Genomic DNA, 17,877 nt, shown 5'->3' with positions numbered 1-17,877 from the left:
ATGAGGAATTCTTATTTTAAGAATTCCTCTTCCTTTATTCTATGAAAAGAAAAGATGTGAAACGAATGACAAAAGAACATGACAATACACGTTCTATAGCTTTTACATACAAATTAATTTTAAGCATAATTGCATTCTTTCTTATTTTTATGGTAGCAATGGTATTAGGTGCTGCAGATACTTCAATAAAAGACGTATGGTCAGCACTCACTTCCTCCGCTAAAGGGGATAAAATATCTATTATTCGCGAAATACGTTTGCCCCGTGAAGTTGCCGCTATTTTTGTAGGAGCTGGACTTGCTGTTTCTGGAGCAATTATGCAAGGATTAACACGAAATCCACTTGCAGATCCTGGATTACTCGGGCTATCTGGTGGAGCAAATGCTGCGCTTGCACTAACCCTTGCTTTCAACCCTTCCATCAGCTATCTTTACTTAACATTAGCTTGCTTTATCGGTGCTGCAGTTGGTGCAATTATGGTATTTGGAATTGGTATGGTGAAAAAAGGAGGGCTCTCCCCTCTTCGAATTGTATTAGCTGGTGCTGCCGTTTCAGCATTTCTACTCGCAATTTCAGAAGGAGTCGGCATTTACTTCAAAATTTCACAAGATGTATCACTTTGGACTGCTGGAGGTGTAATTGGAACTACTTGGAGCCAATTGAAAGTTATTATTCCAGTCATTTCAATTAGTATCTTTATCGCTATCTTACTAGCAAAAAAATTGACAGTTCTTAGTTTCAGTGAAGAAGTGGCTATTGGACTAGGTCAAAAAATTATTGTTATTAAAACCATTCTATTTATCATTATCATCTTACTTGCAGGTGCGTCTGTAGCACTTGTCGGAAATATGGCATTTATCGGTTTAATGGTACCTCACATGGTACGCCCAATTGTCGGGCCAGATTACCGATTTGTTATACCGATGTCAGCAATTGCTGGGGCTTCCTTTATGCTACTTGCAGATACAATCGGACGTACCATTAACGCTCCGTACGAAACACCAGTTGCCGCTATTGTCGCAATTGTAGGATTACCATTCTTCCTATTTATTGTACGTAAAGGAGGAAAAATGTTCTCATGATACCATCTATTCTAAGAAAACAACGTCTTATCATACTCGCTTTACTTATACTAACCATTACAACCATTGTAATTGGAATGGGGCTCGGTTCAACATCTTTATCTTATGATCGACTACTCCCAACGTTAATGGGACAAGGAACTTTTAAAGAGGAGTTCGTTTTATACTCTTTAAGACTACCTAGAATTATCATTACATTATTAGCTGGTATGGCTCTCGCTTTATCAGGAGCTATTCTGCAAGGAATTACCCGAAATGATTTAGCTGAACCTGGTATTCTCGGAATCAACTCTGGGGCCGGTGTTGCTGTTGCTATTTTCTTCTTATACTCTCCAATAGATGTAGGTTCATTTCTTTACTTACTACCTATCGTTGGATTTATCGGAGCGTTTCTGACAGCTGTTCTAATCTACGTATTTTCATATAGTAAATCAACTGGACTTCAGCCGGTGCGATTAACATTAACCGGTATCGGTTTTGCATTTGCACTATCTGGAATGATGATTGTCCTTATTTCATCCGCAGATCGTATGAAAGTAGACTTTATTTCAAAATGGATTGCCGGAAATATTTGGGGAGATGACTGGATCTTCGTTTTAGCAATGCTCCCATGGTTAATCGTATTCATTCCGTTTGTTTTCTATAAAGCAAATCGATTAAACATTTTAGCATTAAACGAACCAGTCGCAATTGGCGTTGGAATTGAAATTGAAAAAGAACGCAGATACTTATTAGTGGCAGCCGTTGCGCTTGCAGCTGCAGCTGTTTCCGTAACAGGAGGAATTAGCTTTATTGGACTAATGGCTCCTCACATCGCAAAATCTTTAGTAGGTCCAAGGCATCAAATCTTCATGCCTATCGCCCTTTTAATCGGCGGATGGCTATTACTATTAGCAGACACAATTGGACGAAATATCGTTGAACCTAACGGTATCCCAGCAGGTATTGTTGTCGCTTTAATTGGTGCTCCTTACTTTATGTATTTGTTGCTTAAGAAGGCGTAAAAAACACCCTCAAGAATGAAATCTTGAGGGTGTTTTTATCTCCAGCATTTTATTCACTTTTATACATATCAACGCGTTTTACAAAATCATCAGCGACACTGAAATAGATAGCGTAGCCCTCCTTGCGGTATACAAGGGCATCACTATCTATCCCTTCTTCTATTCCATACGGCTCACCTAACCAACTCTTTAACTCATTTACAGGAATATTCATATGTAACCAAATTTTTTTAACTTTTGAAGGAAACATATCCAGGTTATAATCACCATAAGTAACAGTATTAGCTGCATCACAAGCTGTACACTTTGCTTCCTGTAAAGCATCAGGTGTACCAAATTCTTGTTTCACTGCAGATTGTTCTTGTCCAATCACATTCAATCCAAATGGTCCCAAATTCCCGTCAATTAAAGCTGTTTCTAGAACCTGTTTTAGTTCTTGCTTTGTTTTAACTTTAAAATTATAAGAAGAACCAGCGCTATCATTCACCGATATTGATGGAATTGACTTATCTGCATCCGATTCTTTTGCAAGAGTAGTATTTTCTTGAGAAGAACTCTTCTCTCCATTACTACGCCATACTATTTTCTCTCCATGCCAAGCACTGTTACTGTCCTCTTTCATCAAGTACATTCCACTTATACCAAATAGCATCAATATACCCATGCCAAGTGGAATATAGATTCTTTTATCTTTTTTTATAACCTGTAGTACACCTTTCACCTTATTGAAGGTCTTTGAAAGTCTTTCATTAGTTGTACAAGCGAGTAAATATTTATAGAAAGAATCCCATCCCTGTGTCTTTTTATACAATCTTTTCAAACTAATCATAACAGCGAATGGTACCTCTTCATTTTGTGATATTCGGTAAAAAGAATTTACTTTCTGACGCTTCGATTTCATAAATCGAGCAAGTAAAATAGCAAGGTATTGAGAAGAGCTAAACTCTTTTAATTCTTCACCAGGATATAAATCATGCTCATCTTTTCGTTTAACCATACGCATTTCATAGTCCAAAATCAGATTTAATTTTTGATTCTCTTTCAAACCATGATGCAAAAATTTCATTGTAAACTCAATCTTTGTCATCAAACCTAAATTCCTAAGATCATGATCATGAACTACCATCGGTAATTGTTTAAATAACTCTGCAGTAAAGGTGATAAAAGTATCCTTTTCTTTTTCGTATAGTTCTAACGATTTGCACATAAGCGCTGCAAATTTTAATAAGTTCGCATAATATTTAATACTTTTCCCATTCTTTATAATTGTTCGTTCCATAATTGGATACTTGCTAACGTGTTGATAAAACTGGTTAGATACTTGGACTGCTTTGTCAATTTCTTTTTTCTGTAATAAAGATTGTATATGAGAAATCGTTTCTATTGCCCATGTTACTACCTGTCCTTGCTCACCTTTAATTAATTGCAATTTATAAACGTTATCTTGCAAATATAACTTTTGAAATTCTATGCCACTCTTTTTCAGCTGCTTATTAACAGTTACAAATGCGCCACCATATAAACTCAATTGAACATACTTATAATGGGTTTTTAATTGTTCCAGATCCACCTTCAACTGTTCATTATATTTATCCCACATTTGTCGTACATTCTCTTGCGCGTTTACTATTTTTAAAGCATCTGGGTCTAATAATTTTGCAAGTCCTTTAACTAAGAAGGAGCCTCCAAACCCCATAATTAACGATGCCATTATTTGTGATACAAGCTGCACAAATTTTTTCCCTGGAAGCCTACTTTGTATATCTCTTAATAATTCTGTATATTGACCATATGCCTCATAGTAATTTTGAAAGTTTTTAATCGTGGTATCCATTGAAAGGTTCATTCTTTTCTTTAACCCCTCAAAAACATTACCTGTAAAATATAATTTTTTAAATAAATGTCCATGTTGATTTTTTGATATTTCTTCAAGAAATTCATAATACACTTTCCCTAAATATGGAAAACTTAGTATCCTCTTCAGCTCATCTCTAATTTCGCCCACCTGAGTTAATTGAAAAAAACGGGTAATATATTGTGAATACATTTCTTTATTATCTGGATTTTGTAAGGGCTTAAAGACTTCTTCTTCTAGCATTTTATTCCGTTTTTCAATACTTTCATGAATTTTTTGGAAAAGTGCCTCTCCTACTCTCTCGACAAAAGATTCAATTTCTTCTGCTACATTATGAGTAAGTTGCTCATATAATTGTTTTTTGGTTTCTAAATACAGCTCTACTGGATTATCAGCTTGCTCTTTTTCTTTTATATAACTCAAAACAGATTCCCCAACAAATCTAAAATATCTAATCCATCTACAGACGTAGACAAAATAGAACCCGCATCCGTTATATCCACAACACTATTCACTACATCTAAAGCGTCCAAATGAGTAGTATCAATCACATCTATATCTATATTCGGGGATATGAATTCTGGACTTGTATCAATTGTCATCCCTTCCCCTAGTGGATTCGAGTTCATATCATATAATTTTTCTCCTGTAGCTGTATTCATTGTTAAGCCACCCGAACTATTAGGCTGTGAGTACCCTATTATCCCTTCAACATTATCATGAAAAGTTTCCCCACCATACATATTTTGGCTAGAAGAAACGGTATGTCCACCTCCAAAATCAAAGGTCGTTCCATCATACGCATTCTCTTGAACACGAGCAATTGTTTCTCCATGACCATCCATTATAACGCCACCACCTTCAACAGGAGACGGCTGATACTCCGCGACCACTTCTCCGCTTCTGCTTTTCAAATCATATCCGCCAGTCAAATTCGGTAAAATAATCTTTTCTTCCAAACTATCATTAGTAGACTGTATTCCCTGAAATAATTGATTCATTAACATTTCACTATTCCCCAAACCTTATCCATCCCTTCATTCTCTTCACTTTATCAGTTATTCTCCCCAAAATATGTATATACTTTTCTAAACTACTTATATTTTATGCTTATCTATCCTTAATAAAAGTTACAATATTTACCTCATTATATCATTAAATTAAATTATCCCCTTAAAAGGATTTAATATTTATAAAAAAATCTACTGCAATAGATCCTTTTCCGAATCTATCGCAATAGACAAAACACTCCATAGCTAACTACTGCTGTCCATACCCTTCAAACTTCTTCGCCAAATTCTCCATCTCGTCTTCTGGCAATAGCTTCGGTTCCCCGATGCTTTTCGTTTGATAATAAATTTGCGCACAAAATTCAATTTCTTCTGCAACGGTAAATGCCATTTTTATATGATTTGCACCTGCAATTAAACCGTGGTTCGCAAGTAAAACGGCACGACGATCAATCATTCCTTCAAAAGCAGCCTCTGCTAATTGCTTCGTACCAAATGTTTCATACGGTGCACAGCGAACATTTGGGCCTGCGAAAGCAATTAAATATGATACTGCCGGCAGTTCCCATCCTAATGATGCAATCGTCTTCGCATAGGGAGAATGTGTATGCACAAGCGCATTTATATCTTCACGCTTTCTATAATAAATAAGGTGCATATCGAGTTCACTTGATGGTTTTCTCTCTCCCTCTATTACATCGCCATCTAAGTTTAATATAACTACATCTTCAGGCTTCGTTTCATAATAATCTAAACCACTTGGGCTAATGGCAACAAGACCTTGCTCGCGATTGAAGATACTAATATTACCGCCTGTCCCCTTTGTTAAACCGCTAGAAATCATTTTCTTTCCGTACGCTACAATTTCTTCTCTCTCTTTTTGTAATAACATATACATCCCCCTAAGTATGAAGCTTATGATGACTGACTTTTTAACTCTATCTACTTATTGAAATAGCTTTTTTAAGTTCTCCGTAAACGGTGCTTTCACAATCCCTTTTTCCGTAATGATTGCTGTTACATTTTCATATGGTGTAACATCAAAGGCTGGATTATATACTTTACTTTCTTTCGGAGCAGAATATTGTCCGAATCGATTAATCACTTCAGAAGCATCTCTTTCCTCAATCGGAATTTCTTTTCCTGTCCGTGTTTTTAAGTCAATTGTCGGCGTTGGTGCCGCTACATAAAACGGAATGTTGTAGTATTTCGCTAAAATAGATACGCCTAATGTTCCAATTTTATTTGCTATATCACCATTTGCTGCCACACGGTCGCATCCAACGATTACCGCATCAATCTTCCCTTGTGACATAACCATAGCTGCCATATTATCTGTAATGACAGTGACGTCAATTCCCGCTCGCTGCAATTCTAATGCTGTTAACGTTGAACCTTGTAATCTAGGACGTGTCTCATCTGAATAGATTTTCAAGTCCCATCCTTTTTCTTTCGCTAAGTACATTGGAGCTGTCGCAGTACCATACTTAGTCGTCGCTAACGCACCTGCATTACAATGTGTTAATACTCCCATTCCATCATGGAATAATGTTAGTGCATGTTCTCCAATGTGACGGTTAATTTCTTCATCTTCTCTATGAATCTCTTTTGCCTCTTCTAATAATCTATCTTTCAACTGGGCGATTGATAAGTGTGCGTTCTCTGTCGCGACTGCCTCCATTCTTTCAAGTGCCCAAAATAAGTTTACTGCTGTCGGTCTTGATGTTGCCAAGTATGCACATACCTTTTTTACTTCCTCTATCAATTCTTCCACCGTATTTTGAGTAACTTCCTTGGCTCCTAAATACACACCGTAAGCTGCTGAAACACCAATCGCTGGCGCACCTCTTACTTTCATTACTTGAATGGCATCCCACACACCTTCAGCTGTCTTGAAAGATTCATAAACAACCTCATTCGGTAATAATGTTTGATCTAATAAAACTAAAGCATCATCTTTCCACTGGATTGGTATTAATTGCTCTTCCATCATCTTCTCCCCTTACTTCGCGTAGTGCATTGACTGTTCTTTTAACGTTTCTACAAAGCTTGTACCTGTTTTATATTGATTCGCTCGTAAAATAAATTTCTTTGCTACTTGAAGACAAATGCGTTCTGCTCTAGCACGTGCTTCCTCATTCTCAATACAAGTAATATCTTTTACTTTCGCAAGCCCAACAATACGACGAATTAACTCAAGACCTGTCACTGCAGCTGTATCCTCTAATACAGATTGTAAATATACTTCGTTAAAGCCTTCCTCCTTCGCCATGATTTCTGTCACATGAATATTCCAAGCATCTAGAAACTTCTTCTTAAATAGATCAATTACCTCTACCATTGTCGATTGTAACCAATCCATATACGTATCTTTCTCGGCTCCAGTTGACATTGTCGCATCTGCATTTACCCAAGCAAACATTAAATTCGCCATTACATTCCCAATGTCATAGCCCATTGGTCCATAAAAAGCAAACTCAGGATCAATTACCTTTGTGGAATCATTTTTTACAAAAACAGAACCAGTATGCAAATCACCGTGAATAAGCGCCTGTGCATTCGTCATAAAAGAAAACTTAAGTTTTGCTACTTCTATACGAAGCTCTTTATCACTATAAATATGTTCTCTAATCCACCCTTCATTTAACAGAAATAACTCATTACGCTTATTATGATTTGTAAATGGCTCAGCGTATACGAGTTCTTCTGTAATCTCACATAACTCAGGATTTATATAATTCTACACAAGTTCCTTCTTCTCTTTATGATTCATTACAACGTCCGATGTTAATAAGAGCGTATTTACCAAAAAGGTCGTTAAATCATCCGCAAGCCTCGGAAATATTTCATGATGTATAAGTGCTGTACGTAATATTGTGTGATCCGATAAGTCTTCCATTATGCAACAATTCATCACACTATCAAACAAATACACCTTCGGAACAAGTCCAGGTGCTAACTCTTCCTCTAACTGCAAAACATCCGATTCTATACGAATACGATTCGTCGACAACTTAAACTCATCTGAAATACGTGCTGTATCCCCAGCTTGCTTTACAATGACAGAAATGTTCTTCTGTTCATCCCAAACACGGAATACATAATTTAAATTACCATCGCCTATTTCTTTACACTGTAACCCCTTTGCATGTTCAAACTTACATAATTTCTCTTTCACATATACAATCACATCGCTAGCTTCCATTAAAAAATACTTCGTGAACTTAGACATGGTTTCCCCTCCACACTAATTGTAAGCGTTTTCTAAAAGCTATAAAAAATAATAGGATTAAATCTTTCATCCTATAATATATGTTCTTCTTTTTGAAATGTATATCTAGGTTTTATTATATCTTGTTAATATCTTGAGTCAATGTTTCTATATCATTGCAATATGCTTCCTAATTATATATTTGAGAGGACAAAAATTGTTCAAAAAGATTCTAGTTCATTTTATTTTATTTATCACACAATTCTTTGTAAAATAGAAATACGCAGTTCCTTTTCAAAAAGACAACTTCTAAGAAATATTTCCTTCCTAAGAATTGATACTTACATCATATCTCTAACATACACACTACTCTTTCAAGCACTCATTGAAAATTTATAAACTTAAAATTACCTTTCCATTCCCTGTTATCCTTAATTGAGAATAAATATTAATTAAATTGATATAAAGTTCGTTTATTCGCTTGACAAAATAACCACTTCTATATGATAATTAATATCGAATTAGAATTATTATAGTTAATTAAAAAATATATTTTATGAGCACACTATTTTTTGATGCTCAAAACCAACATTTAGGAGGAATTTTAATATGTTATTAATCGGCACAGAAGTAAAACCGTTTAAAGCTAATGCTTACCATAATGGAGAATTTATCCAAGTTACTGACGAAAGTTTAAAAGGAAAATGGAGTGTAGTTTGTTTCTACCCAGCTGACTTCACATTCGTTTGCCCAACTGAACTTGAAGACTTACAAAACCAATATGCAACTCTTAAAGAGTTAGGCGTTGAAGTATACTCTGTATCTACAGACACTCACTTCACTCACAAAGCATGGCATGATAGCTCAGAAACTATCGGTAAAATCGAGTACATCATGATTGGTGACCCAACTCGCACAATCACTACAAACTTCAACGTTTTAATGGAAGAAGAAGGTCTTGCTGCTCGCGGTACATTCATCATCGATCCAGACGGCGTTATCCAATCTATGGAAATCAATGCTGACGGTATCGGCCGTGACGCAAGCATTCTTGTTAACAAAATTAAAGCAGCTCAATACGTACGTAACAACCCAGGTGAAGTTTGCCCAGCTAAATGGCAAGAGGGTTCTGCTACACTTAAACCAAGCCTTGACCTTGTAGGCAAAATCTAAGGAGTTCGATCAAAATGATACTAGATGCAGATATAAAAACACAACTATCCCAATATCTTCAATTAATGGAGAACGATATTTTACTTAAAGTAAGCGCAGGAGACGATGACGTATCTAAAGATATGTTAGCTCTAGTAGACGAATTAGCTACTATGTCATCTAAGATTACAGTAGAAAAAGTTGAATTAGAGAGAACACCAAGCTTTAGCGTAAACCGCCCTGGTGAAGACACTGGTGTCGTATTCGCTGGTATTCCATTAGGACACGAATTTACTTCATTAGTGTTAGCTTTACTACAAGTAAGTGGACGCGCTCCAAAAGTTGAACAAAAATTAATCGATCAAATTAAAAACATTCAAGGCGAATATCATTTTGAATCTTATATCAGCCTAAGTTGTCATAACTGTCCTGATGTTGTACAAGCTCTTAACGTAATGAGCGTTCTTAACTCTGGTATTACACATACTATGATTGATGGCGCTGCATTCAAAGAGGAAGTAGAAAGCAAAGACATCATGGCAGTACCAACAGTTTTCCTAAACGGCGAATCTTTCGGCAGCGGTCGTATGACACTTGAAGAAATTTTAGCTAAAATGGGTGACGGTCCAGATGCATCAGAGCTTTCTGATAAAGATCCATACGATGTTCTTGTTGTTGGTGGCGGCCCTGCTGGCGCAAGTGCAGCAATTTATGCAGCACGTAAAGGCATCCGCACTGGTATCGTTGCTGAGCGCTTCGGTGGTCAAGTAATGGATACTATGGGCATTGAGAACTTCATCAGCGTAAAACGCACTGAAGGTCCTAAGCTAGTAGCAAGCCTTGAAGAGCACGTAAAAGAATACGACATCGATGTAATGAATCTACAACGTGCAAAACGTTTAGAGAAAAAAGAACTTATTGAAGTGGAACTTGAAAACGGCGCTATTCTGAAAAGTAAGAGCGTAATCGTTTCAACAGGTGCTCGCTGGCGTAATGTTGGCGTACCAGGTGAAGCTGAGTTCAAAAATAAAGGTGTAGCATACTGCCCACACTGTGACGGTCCATTATTCACTGGAAAAGACGTAGCAGTTATCGGCGGCGGTAACTCTGGTATTGAAGCAGCTATCGACTTAGCAGGTATTGTTAAGCACGTAACTGTTCTTGAATTCATGCCGGAATTAAAAGCTGATGCTGTATTACAAGAGCGTCTTAACAGCTTACCAAACGTAACTGTTCTGAAAAACGTTCAAACGAAAGAAATTACTGGTACTGATAAAGTAAACGGTATTTCTTACATCGATCGTGAAACTGAAGAAGTTCATCACGTTGAATTACAAGGTGTATTCGTACAAATCGGTCTTGTTCCAAACACAGACTGGTTAGGCGAAACAGTTGAGCGCGTTCGCGGTGAAATCGTAACAGACAAGCACGGCGCTACAAACGTACCAGGAGTGTTTGCTGCAGGTGACTGTACAAATAATCCGTACAAACAAATCATCATCTCTATGGGTTCAGGTGCAAACGCAGCTTTAGGTGCATTTGATTACTTAATCCGTAACTAATTATATAAACGTGAGTAAAAAAAGCGGGTGCCTTGGCACCTGCTTTTTTATAATCTTAATGTATAAATTAAAAATCTCTCATTCCCATTCTTCTCATAAGCACCTGGCAATCTAACTTCTTTCTTCAGCTCAAACGCAGTCTGATTTTCTAAGAAGAAAATATAGTCCTCAGAAGGATAATACAAAATAATATCCACTTCTCTCCCCGTTTCTTCTACAGAAAGTAAAATGTTATTTACTACGTTCATAAATACTTGTACAGAAAATGGGTTGAAGAAATAAAACCGGTTATCACGTGAATCAATTTCATATTCCTGCGCTAAACAGCATTCAAACCTAATTTTATCTTTGCTGTTTCTTACCTTTCGTGCATAACGATCTCGATTATCCATCGCTTCTTTATAAAACTCTTCATTCATTTCAATTCCAACTGCTGAAGCACCACATTTATGATGCATATAAAAGTTTAATCGCCCTTTTCCGCATCCAAAGTCTACAATTCGGTCGCTACTTCGTATTTCATATTGATTCAATAACTCATCTAATCCGCTATACGGCGTCGGTTCATAGCGATGATAATGCATAGACTTGTTAAACCCTTTTTGCTCACCGACTGTTTTTATATGTAAAACTGCATCGTAATATTGTTCGTTCATTCGTTTTCTCCTATTAAAAAATGGTACTTATTATTATACACCATGTACTGGATGCTCATTTTTTATCAAATCAATAGGTACGTGAAATTATATCGACGATTTTCTCAATATATCTATCGTAATTTCAAATATATCAACGATTTTTTCAATATATCGACGTTTCGACAAAGGATATCGACTTAACGACAAATTTCTACAAAAAAAAAAAAAAAAAAAAAAAAAAAAACAGAAGCTCCCTAGCCCCTGTCTTCTAACACTTTCAATACAGTTTGTTTTAATATTTCTACCCCATCCATAATGCAACTATGATCGAACTTCATATACGGATGGTGTAATCCAGGTTGTAGGTCTGCTCCTAATCCAAGCATGACAGCTTTTAAATGTGGTCTCTTCACTGTGTAATAATGGAAATCATCGCTTCCTGTCGTATAAAGTGGTCCCGTACATTTATCTTCCCCATACACTTCAAGAATGCCTTTACGCATAAATCGCTCAGCTTCTTCTGAAACTTCAGCTCCTGGCGCGAGATCAATCCACTCATATGAAGTTTTCGATCCCATCGATGCAGCTGATTCTATGACATGCTCTATTTTTTTCTTCAATTCTTCTAATAATGTATTACTCTCCGCTCTGACATCTAAACTAAAATGCCCGTTACCCGGAATAATATTTAAATTATCACCACCAGCTTGGCACCTCGTCATCTTTACTGAATAGGAACTTTGTGGTGGTAGCCATATGTTTTTCAAACCGATATTAATCATGGAAATAACATCAATCGCATTTATCCCTTGATGCGGGCGTGCTCCATGTGCATCTTCTCCGTGAATCGTACCCTCTAAAAATCCTGCTGCTCCGTGACGAATTGATGGGGCAGCTTGTTTCAAAGATAGTTCTTCAATTGGGCGCAAATGAACACCGAATAGGAAATCCGCATCATCCACAGCACCTTTCTCTACCATTTTTAAAGCTCCATTCCCTTTTTCTTCTGCCGGCTGAAAAATAAATCTAACTGTGCCACTTTTCCACCTCATATTCTTTAATTGTAAAATAAGTCCCATTACAATCGTCATATGCGCATCATGACCACACGAATGATTCGCCTTAAACTCTCCATTCACTTCTTGCCAAAGTGCATCCATATCAGCACGAATCGCAATAACTGGATTTCCGCTTCCAATTTCAGCAATCACCCCTGGGCAATCATCAAATATTTTATATGAAATTCCTTCTTCTTTTAAAAAGTTAGTAATATACGCTGTCGTTTCATACTCTTTCCAACTCACTTCAGGGTTTTCATGTAAATGCTGAAAAATTTCAGTTAAACGCTCTTGTAGTTCTAATGTTTTCAAAGCTACATTCTCCTTCCCAAATTCCAAACCATTCAGGTTAATTATACTTATGAAAAACAGATGTTTTTATGAACATATTGAATTTTAAGAAAAAAGTCAATTATTTATTTTTAAACACTAAAAAAGCTTACTCTACATCTATATTACAAACTAAACAAACAACTAGAATATTACTTATTTTCTGTCTTTTATGTTGACGCTTACATATATTTTTAGTTATCATAACCTAATAAACGTCTATTTTACGACAATTCTAAAAATACAAACAAACATACATACATAACAAGGAGGACATTTATGAAAAAAGAAATACCTTTTGGTGTAGCCATGATCCCTATTATCATTACAGTTGCAGTTATGATGGTTACAATTGTTGTATTAAAACAAAGCCCTCACGTCCCACTTATTATCGGTACAACCGTTGCTTCCATCGTCGCTTGGCGTTACGGTTACAAATGGAACGACATTGAAGAAGCAATGTATAAAGGAATTCGCCTCGCATTACCCGCTATCGTTATCATTATTCTAGTAGGTTTAACGATCGGTGCTTGGATTGGTGGTGGAATCGTCGCAACAATGATTTATTACGGTTTAAATCTATTAACACCATTACTATTTTTAGTTTCAATTACAATTATTTGTTCTATTGTTGCATTAGCTATTGATAGCTCTTGGTCTACAATGGGAACAATTGGTGTTGCAGGAATGGGTATTGGCCTAAGTATGGGAATCCCAGCTCCAATGGTTGCCGGTGCTATCATTTCCGGTTCTTATTTCGGCGATAAAATGTCACCGCTTTCAGACACAACAAACTTAGCCGCAGGATTAACAAATACAGATTTATTCACACATATTCGTCATATGTTATTTACTACAATTCCAGGTTTAATTATTACTCTTATCGTTTACGCGTTCTTAGGAAGAAGCTTCGGTGCTAACAATATCGATGCAAAAAGCATCGAGCAAACATTACAAGTATTGCAACAAAACTTTGTTATCTCACCTTTCCTATTAATCATACCTGTAGTTGTTATGGTATTGGTCGCTAAAAAAGTTCCTGCTATACCAGCTATTCTCGTAGGTATTATTTTAGGATTTTTATCACAAGTCTTTATTCAAGGTGGTTCTGTCTCATCAGCTGTCGCTGCACTCCAAAGTGGATTTGTCATAGACACTGGCAACAAGCTAGTAGACGAGCTATTTAATCGTGGTGGTTTAAGCTCTATGATGAATACCGTCTCTATGACAATTGTCGCTATGACTTTCGGAGGAGTATTAGAACATACAGGTATTCTTCGCTCCATTGTAAATCAAATTTTAAAATTAGCGACATCAGCAAAAGGACTTATCGCTTCAACTATCGCATCTTGCTTTGCAACAAATCTTACTTGCTCTGAACAATATATTTCGATTGTTGTTCCTTCAAGAATGTACGCGAATGCATACACAGAAAAAGGACTACATTCTAAAAATTTATCCAGAGCATTAGAAGATGGAGGAACATTAACTTCTGTTTTTGTACCTTGGAATACATGCGGTGTATTTATACTCGCAACACTCGGCGTAGGTGCTTTCGAATATGCTCCTTATGCTATATTGAATTTCATCGTACCTATTATCTCGATTATTTACGGTATAACTGGTCTCACAATTACGAAACTATCTGACATTGAAAAAGCGGAACTACTAAAGAAACAAAAAGCTCAATTAGAAGCTTAAAGATAACGGTAAATTCAGTTCATATATTGCGCGAGGACGCCCTTGTTGATAAGGCATTTCCTCGCCGCAAATATGAACATATCCATAATCAACTAGTTTCTTTAATAACCTTTCAGTTGATCGTCGAGTCACTTGTAAGTATTCAGAAAGATCTGCTGCTGTAAACTTTAATGACGGATGCGATTGACTAAATTGAATAATTTTTGATAAATTTGCTGGGCTAAGTTTCGTTTCCTTCGCTATTTTCATTAGTTCCGGATTATCATTTTTCAAACTTTGTACTCTCTGTTCTTTCGGGAACGGACCAAATAGTTCTTTATCACTTGTTAGTATATAAAAACAGCGGTCTATTGGATTATTCTTCGCGAAACCTTGGGCGATTTTAGCATTTTGCTCCGCTTCTTTCACAGTTTTTCCGTAACCAAATCCAATAGCTATCGTTCCTTCTATACTCGCAAATAAATTATTCATCGTATTTGTTTTTATAATGGATTCAATATCACCACGAGTCGTATATAAAATGAACGTCATTTCATCAATTGTTTTAAATGAACCACGTAGTTCTTTTGAAATAACATCTAATTGCTCAAGCAAACCATCTCGTAATTCTAAAGAAGAAATAATACAAGCACCAACAGTAGCTGAATGGCTTCTTGCTAACTCAGCTTTTATTTTTGCATCTTTTAGCCCATGTATAATAGATTGCTTCGGATCTATCATACGTTCTGAAGGAATACCTATTTTTTGAAGTTCATCATAGACAGCATGAATGCTAGTTAAAGCTAAATGAGCCTCTCCAGATTGATATTTAGCTACATGAAAATCAATAACTCTATTTATTTCATCTTTACTCCACAGCATATTTTCATAATCAAACACTTGTGGACTTTCTTTTATGCCAATATCATGGAACACATTTATAATGAATGAACGGTCTACTAAATCAATTGAAATTTTATGTGGTTGAACCCCTTGGTGATACATGACAGAAAGAATTGAAGATGCGACAGTCGTCTCGTCTTGCTGTAAGTACGTACTTGGAATTCGTAATTGTTCTCTTATTTCTTTTGCCATATAATAAGGTAAAGCACCTGAGAAAAAGATGAAATCACAAGGCTTTAAACGCTTTAATAGTTCAGAAGATTCTGCCGGATGAAGGTAAACATATGGATCAATTTCTATTTCTTCTAGTTTATGAGCAATAGGTAAAAGTGTCTCCATAAACTCTTTTGAACCGACAACTGCAATTTTTATCATCATTTCTCTAACTCCTTATCATTAATTAACGACTATTTAACGTCAACTATATCAAATGTACAAAACCATTGTAAACAGGAAGGGGTCTCTACCTAATGAAAATTACAGCTATTCATCTTTATGCAATTCGTTTACCGCTTCGCGATCCGTTTGTTATTAGTTACGGTTCTTATTATGATATGCCTTCTATTATTGTCAAAATGGAAACAGACGAAGGCATTATCGGTTACGGTGAAGGCGTCGCTGATGATCACGTTACAGGCGAATCTTGGGAAAGTACTTTCCATACTTTAAAGCATACACTAGCTCCTGCTCTTATCGGGAAAAATCCAATGAATATCGAGAAAATACACGATATGATGGACAATACAATTTACTGTGTTCCTACTGCAAAAGCTGCAATAGATATTGCTTGTTTTGATATAATGGGCAAAAAACTAAATCAACCTATATATCAATTAATTGGCGGACGCTACCATGAAGAATTTCCTGTCACTCACGTCTTAAGTATCGCAGATCCAGAAGAAATGGCTGAAGAAGCTGCCTCTATGATTCAGAAAGGTTACCAATCTTTCAAAATGAAAGTCGGTACAAATGTAAAAGAAGATGTAAAAAGAATTGAAGCGGTACGTGAACGTGTAGGAAATGATATTGCGATTCGCGTTGATGTAAACCAAGGGTGGAAAAATAGCGCCAACACATTAACAGCACTTCGTTCATTAAGTCATGTAAACATCGACTGGATTGAACAGCCTGTCATTGCAGACGATATTGACGCAATGGCTCACATTCGTTCGAAAACAGACCTTCCGCTTATGATTGATGAAGGATTAAAAGGTTCTCGTGAAATGCGCCAAATCATTAAATTAGACGCCGCTGATAAAGTAAATATAAAACTAATGAAATGCGGTGGCATATATCCTGCTGTAAAACTCGCTCACCAAGCAGAAATGGCCGGCATCGAATGCCAAGTTGGATCCATGGTCGAATCATCCGTTGCCTCTTCCGCAGGATTCCATGTCGCTTTCTCGAAAAAAATTATTACGAGCGTTGAACTTACAGGTCCATTAAAGTTCACGAAAGACATCGGAAACTTACATTACGACGTACCATTTATTCGCTTAAACGAAAAGCCAGGACTCGGCATTGAAATAAACGAAGATACACTACAAGAACTAACCGTATTTCAAGAAGTTGTACGCTAAAGGAGGACTAACGCATGACAGTTCTATACAAAGGATCATTAAAACAAAATAACGATCCATTTCATGTTACATTACTATCCAAAGAGCACATCGAACAAATTTTATTACTACAGAACGTTGTAGTTGAAACACTAGAAGATAAAAGCCGTTTACAACCACTTTCACAAGAAGAATTTCAATACATTCTAGAAGGAAACGGTATGATGATCGGTGCTTTTATCAAAAACGAACTCATCGCATTTCGCGCCCTACTCGTCCCTCCTATCGACGATGAACATTTAGGACTTGATATCGGCTTACCAGAAAGTGAACTACACCGCGTCATCTATCAAGAAATCTCAAACGTTCATCCGAACTACCGCGGAAATGGGATGCAAAAAATATTAGCGACAGTCATCATGGACGAATTACAAAAAGAAAACAGCAAATATGATTATGTGTGCTGCACCGTTGCCCCTTTTAACATTCCGAGTTTAAAGGATAAGTTCGCGCAAGGGATGGAGATTGCTGCACTGAAGGAGAAGTATGGCGGAAGTATGCGGTATGTTTTTGTGAAGGAATTGCGTGGGGACAAGGAGAGAGATTGGACGGAGGTTGAGAACGTTCTGATGAGCGATGCTGGTGGACAACAGACGTTGCTTTCAGAGGGGTATCGTGGGTATGGATTGGAGAAAATAGACGAAGATTTTGTTGTGAAATTTGGACGATAATTGCTAGGTAAGAAAAAGGAGATGTCTGCTGATCTCCTTTTTCTTTATTGAACATATCGATTGCAACTCCAAATATATCAACGATTTTTGAAATATATCGGC

14 protein-coding genes and 1 pseudogene are annotated in these 17,877 nt (G+C 36.6%); 7 read left to right on the top strand and 8 right to left on the bottom strand.

Annotated elements, in window-relative coordinates:
- Nucleotides 1–41 precede the first annotated feature (41 nt).
- Both PDQ33_RS03000 and PDQ33_RS02995 read left to right on the top strand, forming a co-directional pair.
- On the top strand, nucleotides 42–1,082 hold the full coding sequence (locus PDQ33_RS03000; protein ID WP_000823048.1) for a FecCD family ABC transporter permease: 1,041 nt from the start codon (nucleotides 42–44) through the stop codon (nucleotides 1,080–1,082).
- The gene (locus PDQ33_RS02995) at nucleotides 1,079–2,086 is read left to right on the top strand and encodes a FecCD family ABC transporter permease (RefSeq protein WP_270754683.1); all 1,008 of its coding nucleotides are present in this window, start codon (nucleotides 1,079–1,081) and stop codon (nucleotides 2,084–2,086) included. The genes PDQ33_RS03000 and PDQ33_RS02995 overlap by 4 nt, the downstream gene beginning before the upstream one ends.
- 49 nt (nucleotides 2,087–2,135) lie before the next feature.
- Here PDQ33_RS02995 and PDQ33_RS02990 read toward each other — a convergent pair whose 3' ends face one another.
- From PDQ33_RS02990 to mtnK, 5 genes and pseudogenes are all read right to left on the bottom strand, one after another.
- Nucleotides 2,136–4,364, bottom strand: a complete 2,229-nt coding sequence (locus PDQ33_RS02990; protein WP_000120380.1) for a hypothetical protein — start codon at nucleotides 4,362–4,364, stop codon at nucleotides 2,136–2,138.
- The gene (locus PDQ33_RS02985) at nucleotides 4,361–4,948 is read right to left on the bottom strand and encodes a hypothetical protein (protein ID WP_000928931.1); all 588 of its coding nucleotides are present in this window, start codon (nucleotides 4,946–4,948) and stop codon (nucleotides 4,361–4,363) included. The genes PDQ33_RS02990 and PDQ33_RS02985 overlap by 4 nt, the downstream gene beginning before the upstream one ends.
- Before the next feature lie 253 nt (nucleotides 4,949–5,201).
- Complete coding sequence (locus tag PDQ33_RS02980) at nucleotides 5,202–5,843, bottom strand: L-fuculose-phosphate aldolase (protein ID WP_048553248.1); 642 nt, start codon at nucleotides 5,841–5,843, stop codon at nucleotides 5,202–5,204.
- Between the two features lie 54 nt (nucleotides 5,844–5,897).
- Nucleotides 5,898–6,941 (bottom strand): S-methyl-5-thioribose-1-phosphate isomerase, encoded by a 1,044-nt coding sequence (gene mtnA, locus PDQ33_RS02975; RefSeq protein WP_219913454.1) that lies wholly within the window; start codon nucleotides 6,939–6,941, stop codon nucleotides 5,898–5,900.
- 12 nt (nucleotides 6,942–6,953) lie between these two features.
- Nucleotides 6,954–8,183 (bottom strand): annotated as a pseudogene (mtnK, locus tag PDQ33_RS02970) (S-methyl-5-thioribose kinase).
- Nucleotides 8,184–8,771: 588 nt separating this feature from the next.
- Here mtnK and ahpC point away from each other — a divergent pair.
- Both ahpC and ahpF read left to right on the top strand, forming a co-directional pair.
- A complete protein-coding gene (ahpC, locus tag PDQ33_RS02965) occupies nucleotides 8,772–9,335 on the top strand; it encodes an alkyl hydroperoxide reductase subunit C (protein WP_000924422.1) in 564 nt (187 codons plus the stop codon).
- Nucleotides 9,336–9,349: 14 nt separating this feature from the next.
- A complete protein-coding gene (gene ahpF, locus PDQ33_RS02960; protein ID WP_270754677.1) occupies nucleotides 9,350–10,876 on the top strand; it encodes an alkyl hydroperoxide reductase subunit F in 1,527 nt (508 codons plus the stop codon).
- Nucleotides 10,877–10,923: 47 nt separating this feature from the next.
- On the opposite strand, the gene PDQ33_RS02955 is transcribed toward ahpF, so the two are convergent.
- Both PDQ33_RS02955 and PDQ33_RS02950 read right to left on the bottom strand, forming a co-directional pair.
- Nucleotides 10,924–11,532 carry an SAM-dependent methyltransferase gene (locus PDQ33_RS02955; protein WP_001005638.1) on the bottom strand — a complete coding sequence of 203 codons (609 nt, stop codon included), beginning with the start codon at nucleotides 11,530–11,532 and terminating at the stop codon, nucleotides 10,924–10,926.
- Nucleotides 11,533–11,768: 236 nt separating this feature from the next.
- On the bottom strand, nucleotides 11,769–12,884 hold the full coding sequence (locus PDQ33_RS02950; protein ID WP_000853529.1) for a M20 peptidase aminoacylase family protein: 1,116 nt from the start codon (nucleotides 12,882–12,884) through the stop codon (nucleotides 11,769–11,771).
- Between the two features lie 297 nt (nucleotides 12,885–13,181).
- On the opposite strand from PDQ33_RS02950, the gene nhaC reads away from it, so the two are divergent.
- A complete protein-coding gene (gene nhaC / locus PDQ33_RS02945) occupies nucleotides 13,182–14,603 on the top strand; it encodes a Na+/H+ antiporter NhaC (protein ID WP_270754675.1) in 1,422 nt (473 codons plus the stop codon).
- Here nhaC and PDQ33_RS02940 read toward each other — a convergent pair.
- Nucleotides 14,592–15,863 carry a transcriptional regulator gene (locus tag PDQ33_RS02940; protein WP_270754674.1) on the bottom strand — a complete coding sequence of 424 codons (1,272 nt, stop codon included), beginning with the start codon at nucleotides 15,861–15,863 and terminating at the stop codon, nucleotides 14,592–14,594. The two genes, nhaC and PDQ33_RS02940, sit on opposite strands and share 12 nt — an antisense overlap.
- Nucleotides 15,864–15,955: 92 nt before the next feature.
- On the opposite strand from PDQ33_RS02940, the gene PDQ33_RS02935 reads away from it, so the two are divergent.
- Both PDQ33_RS02935 and PDQ33_RS02930 read left to right on the top strand, forming a co-directional pair.
- Nucleotides 15,956–17,065: a mandelate racemase/muconate lactonizing enzyme family protein gene (locus PDQ33_RS02935; RefSeq protein ID WP_134198165.1), complete on the top strand. Its 1,110-nt coding sequence runs from the start codon at nucleotides 15,956–15,958 to the stop codon at nucleotides 17,063–17,065.
- A gap of 14 nt (nucleotides 17,066–17,079) precedes the next feature.
- Nucleotides 17,080–17,775 (top strand): GNAT family N-acetyltransferase, encoded by a 696-nt coding sequence (locus PDQ33_RS02930; RefSeq protein WP_134198166.1) that lies wholly within the window; start codon nucleotides 17,080–17,082, stop codon nucleotides 17,773–17,775.
- The last annotated feature ends 102 nt before the right edge of the window (nucleotides 17,776–17,877 follow it).

It is taken from the genome of Bacillus cereus group sp. Bc031 (assembly GCF_027716265.1).
Lineage (GTDB): Bacteria > Bacillota > Bacilli > Bacillales > Bacillaceae_G > Bacillus_A > Bacillus_A paranthracis.
Note: the sequence above shows the minus strand (reverse complement) of the source record. Positions and strands in the feature narration are given on the sequence as shown.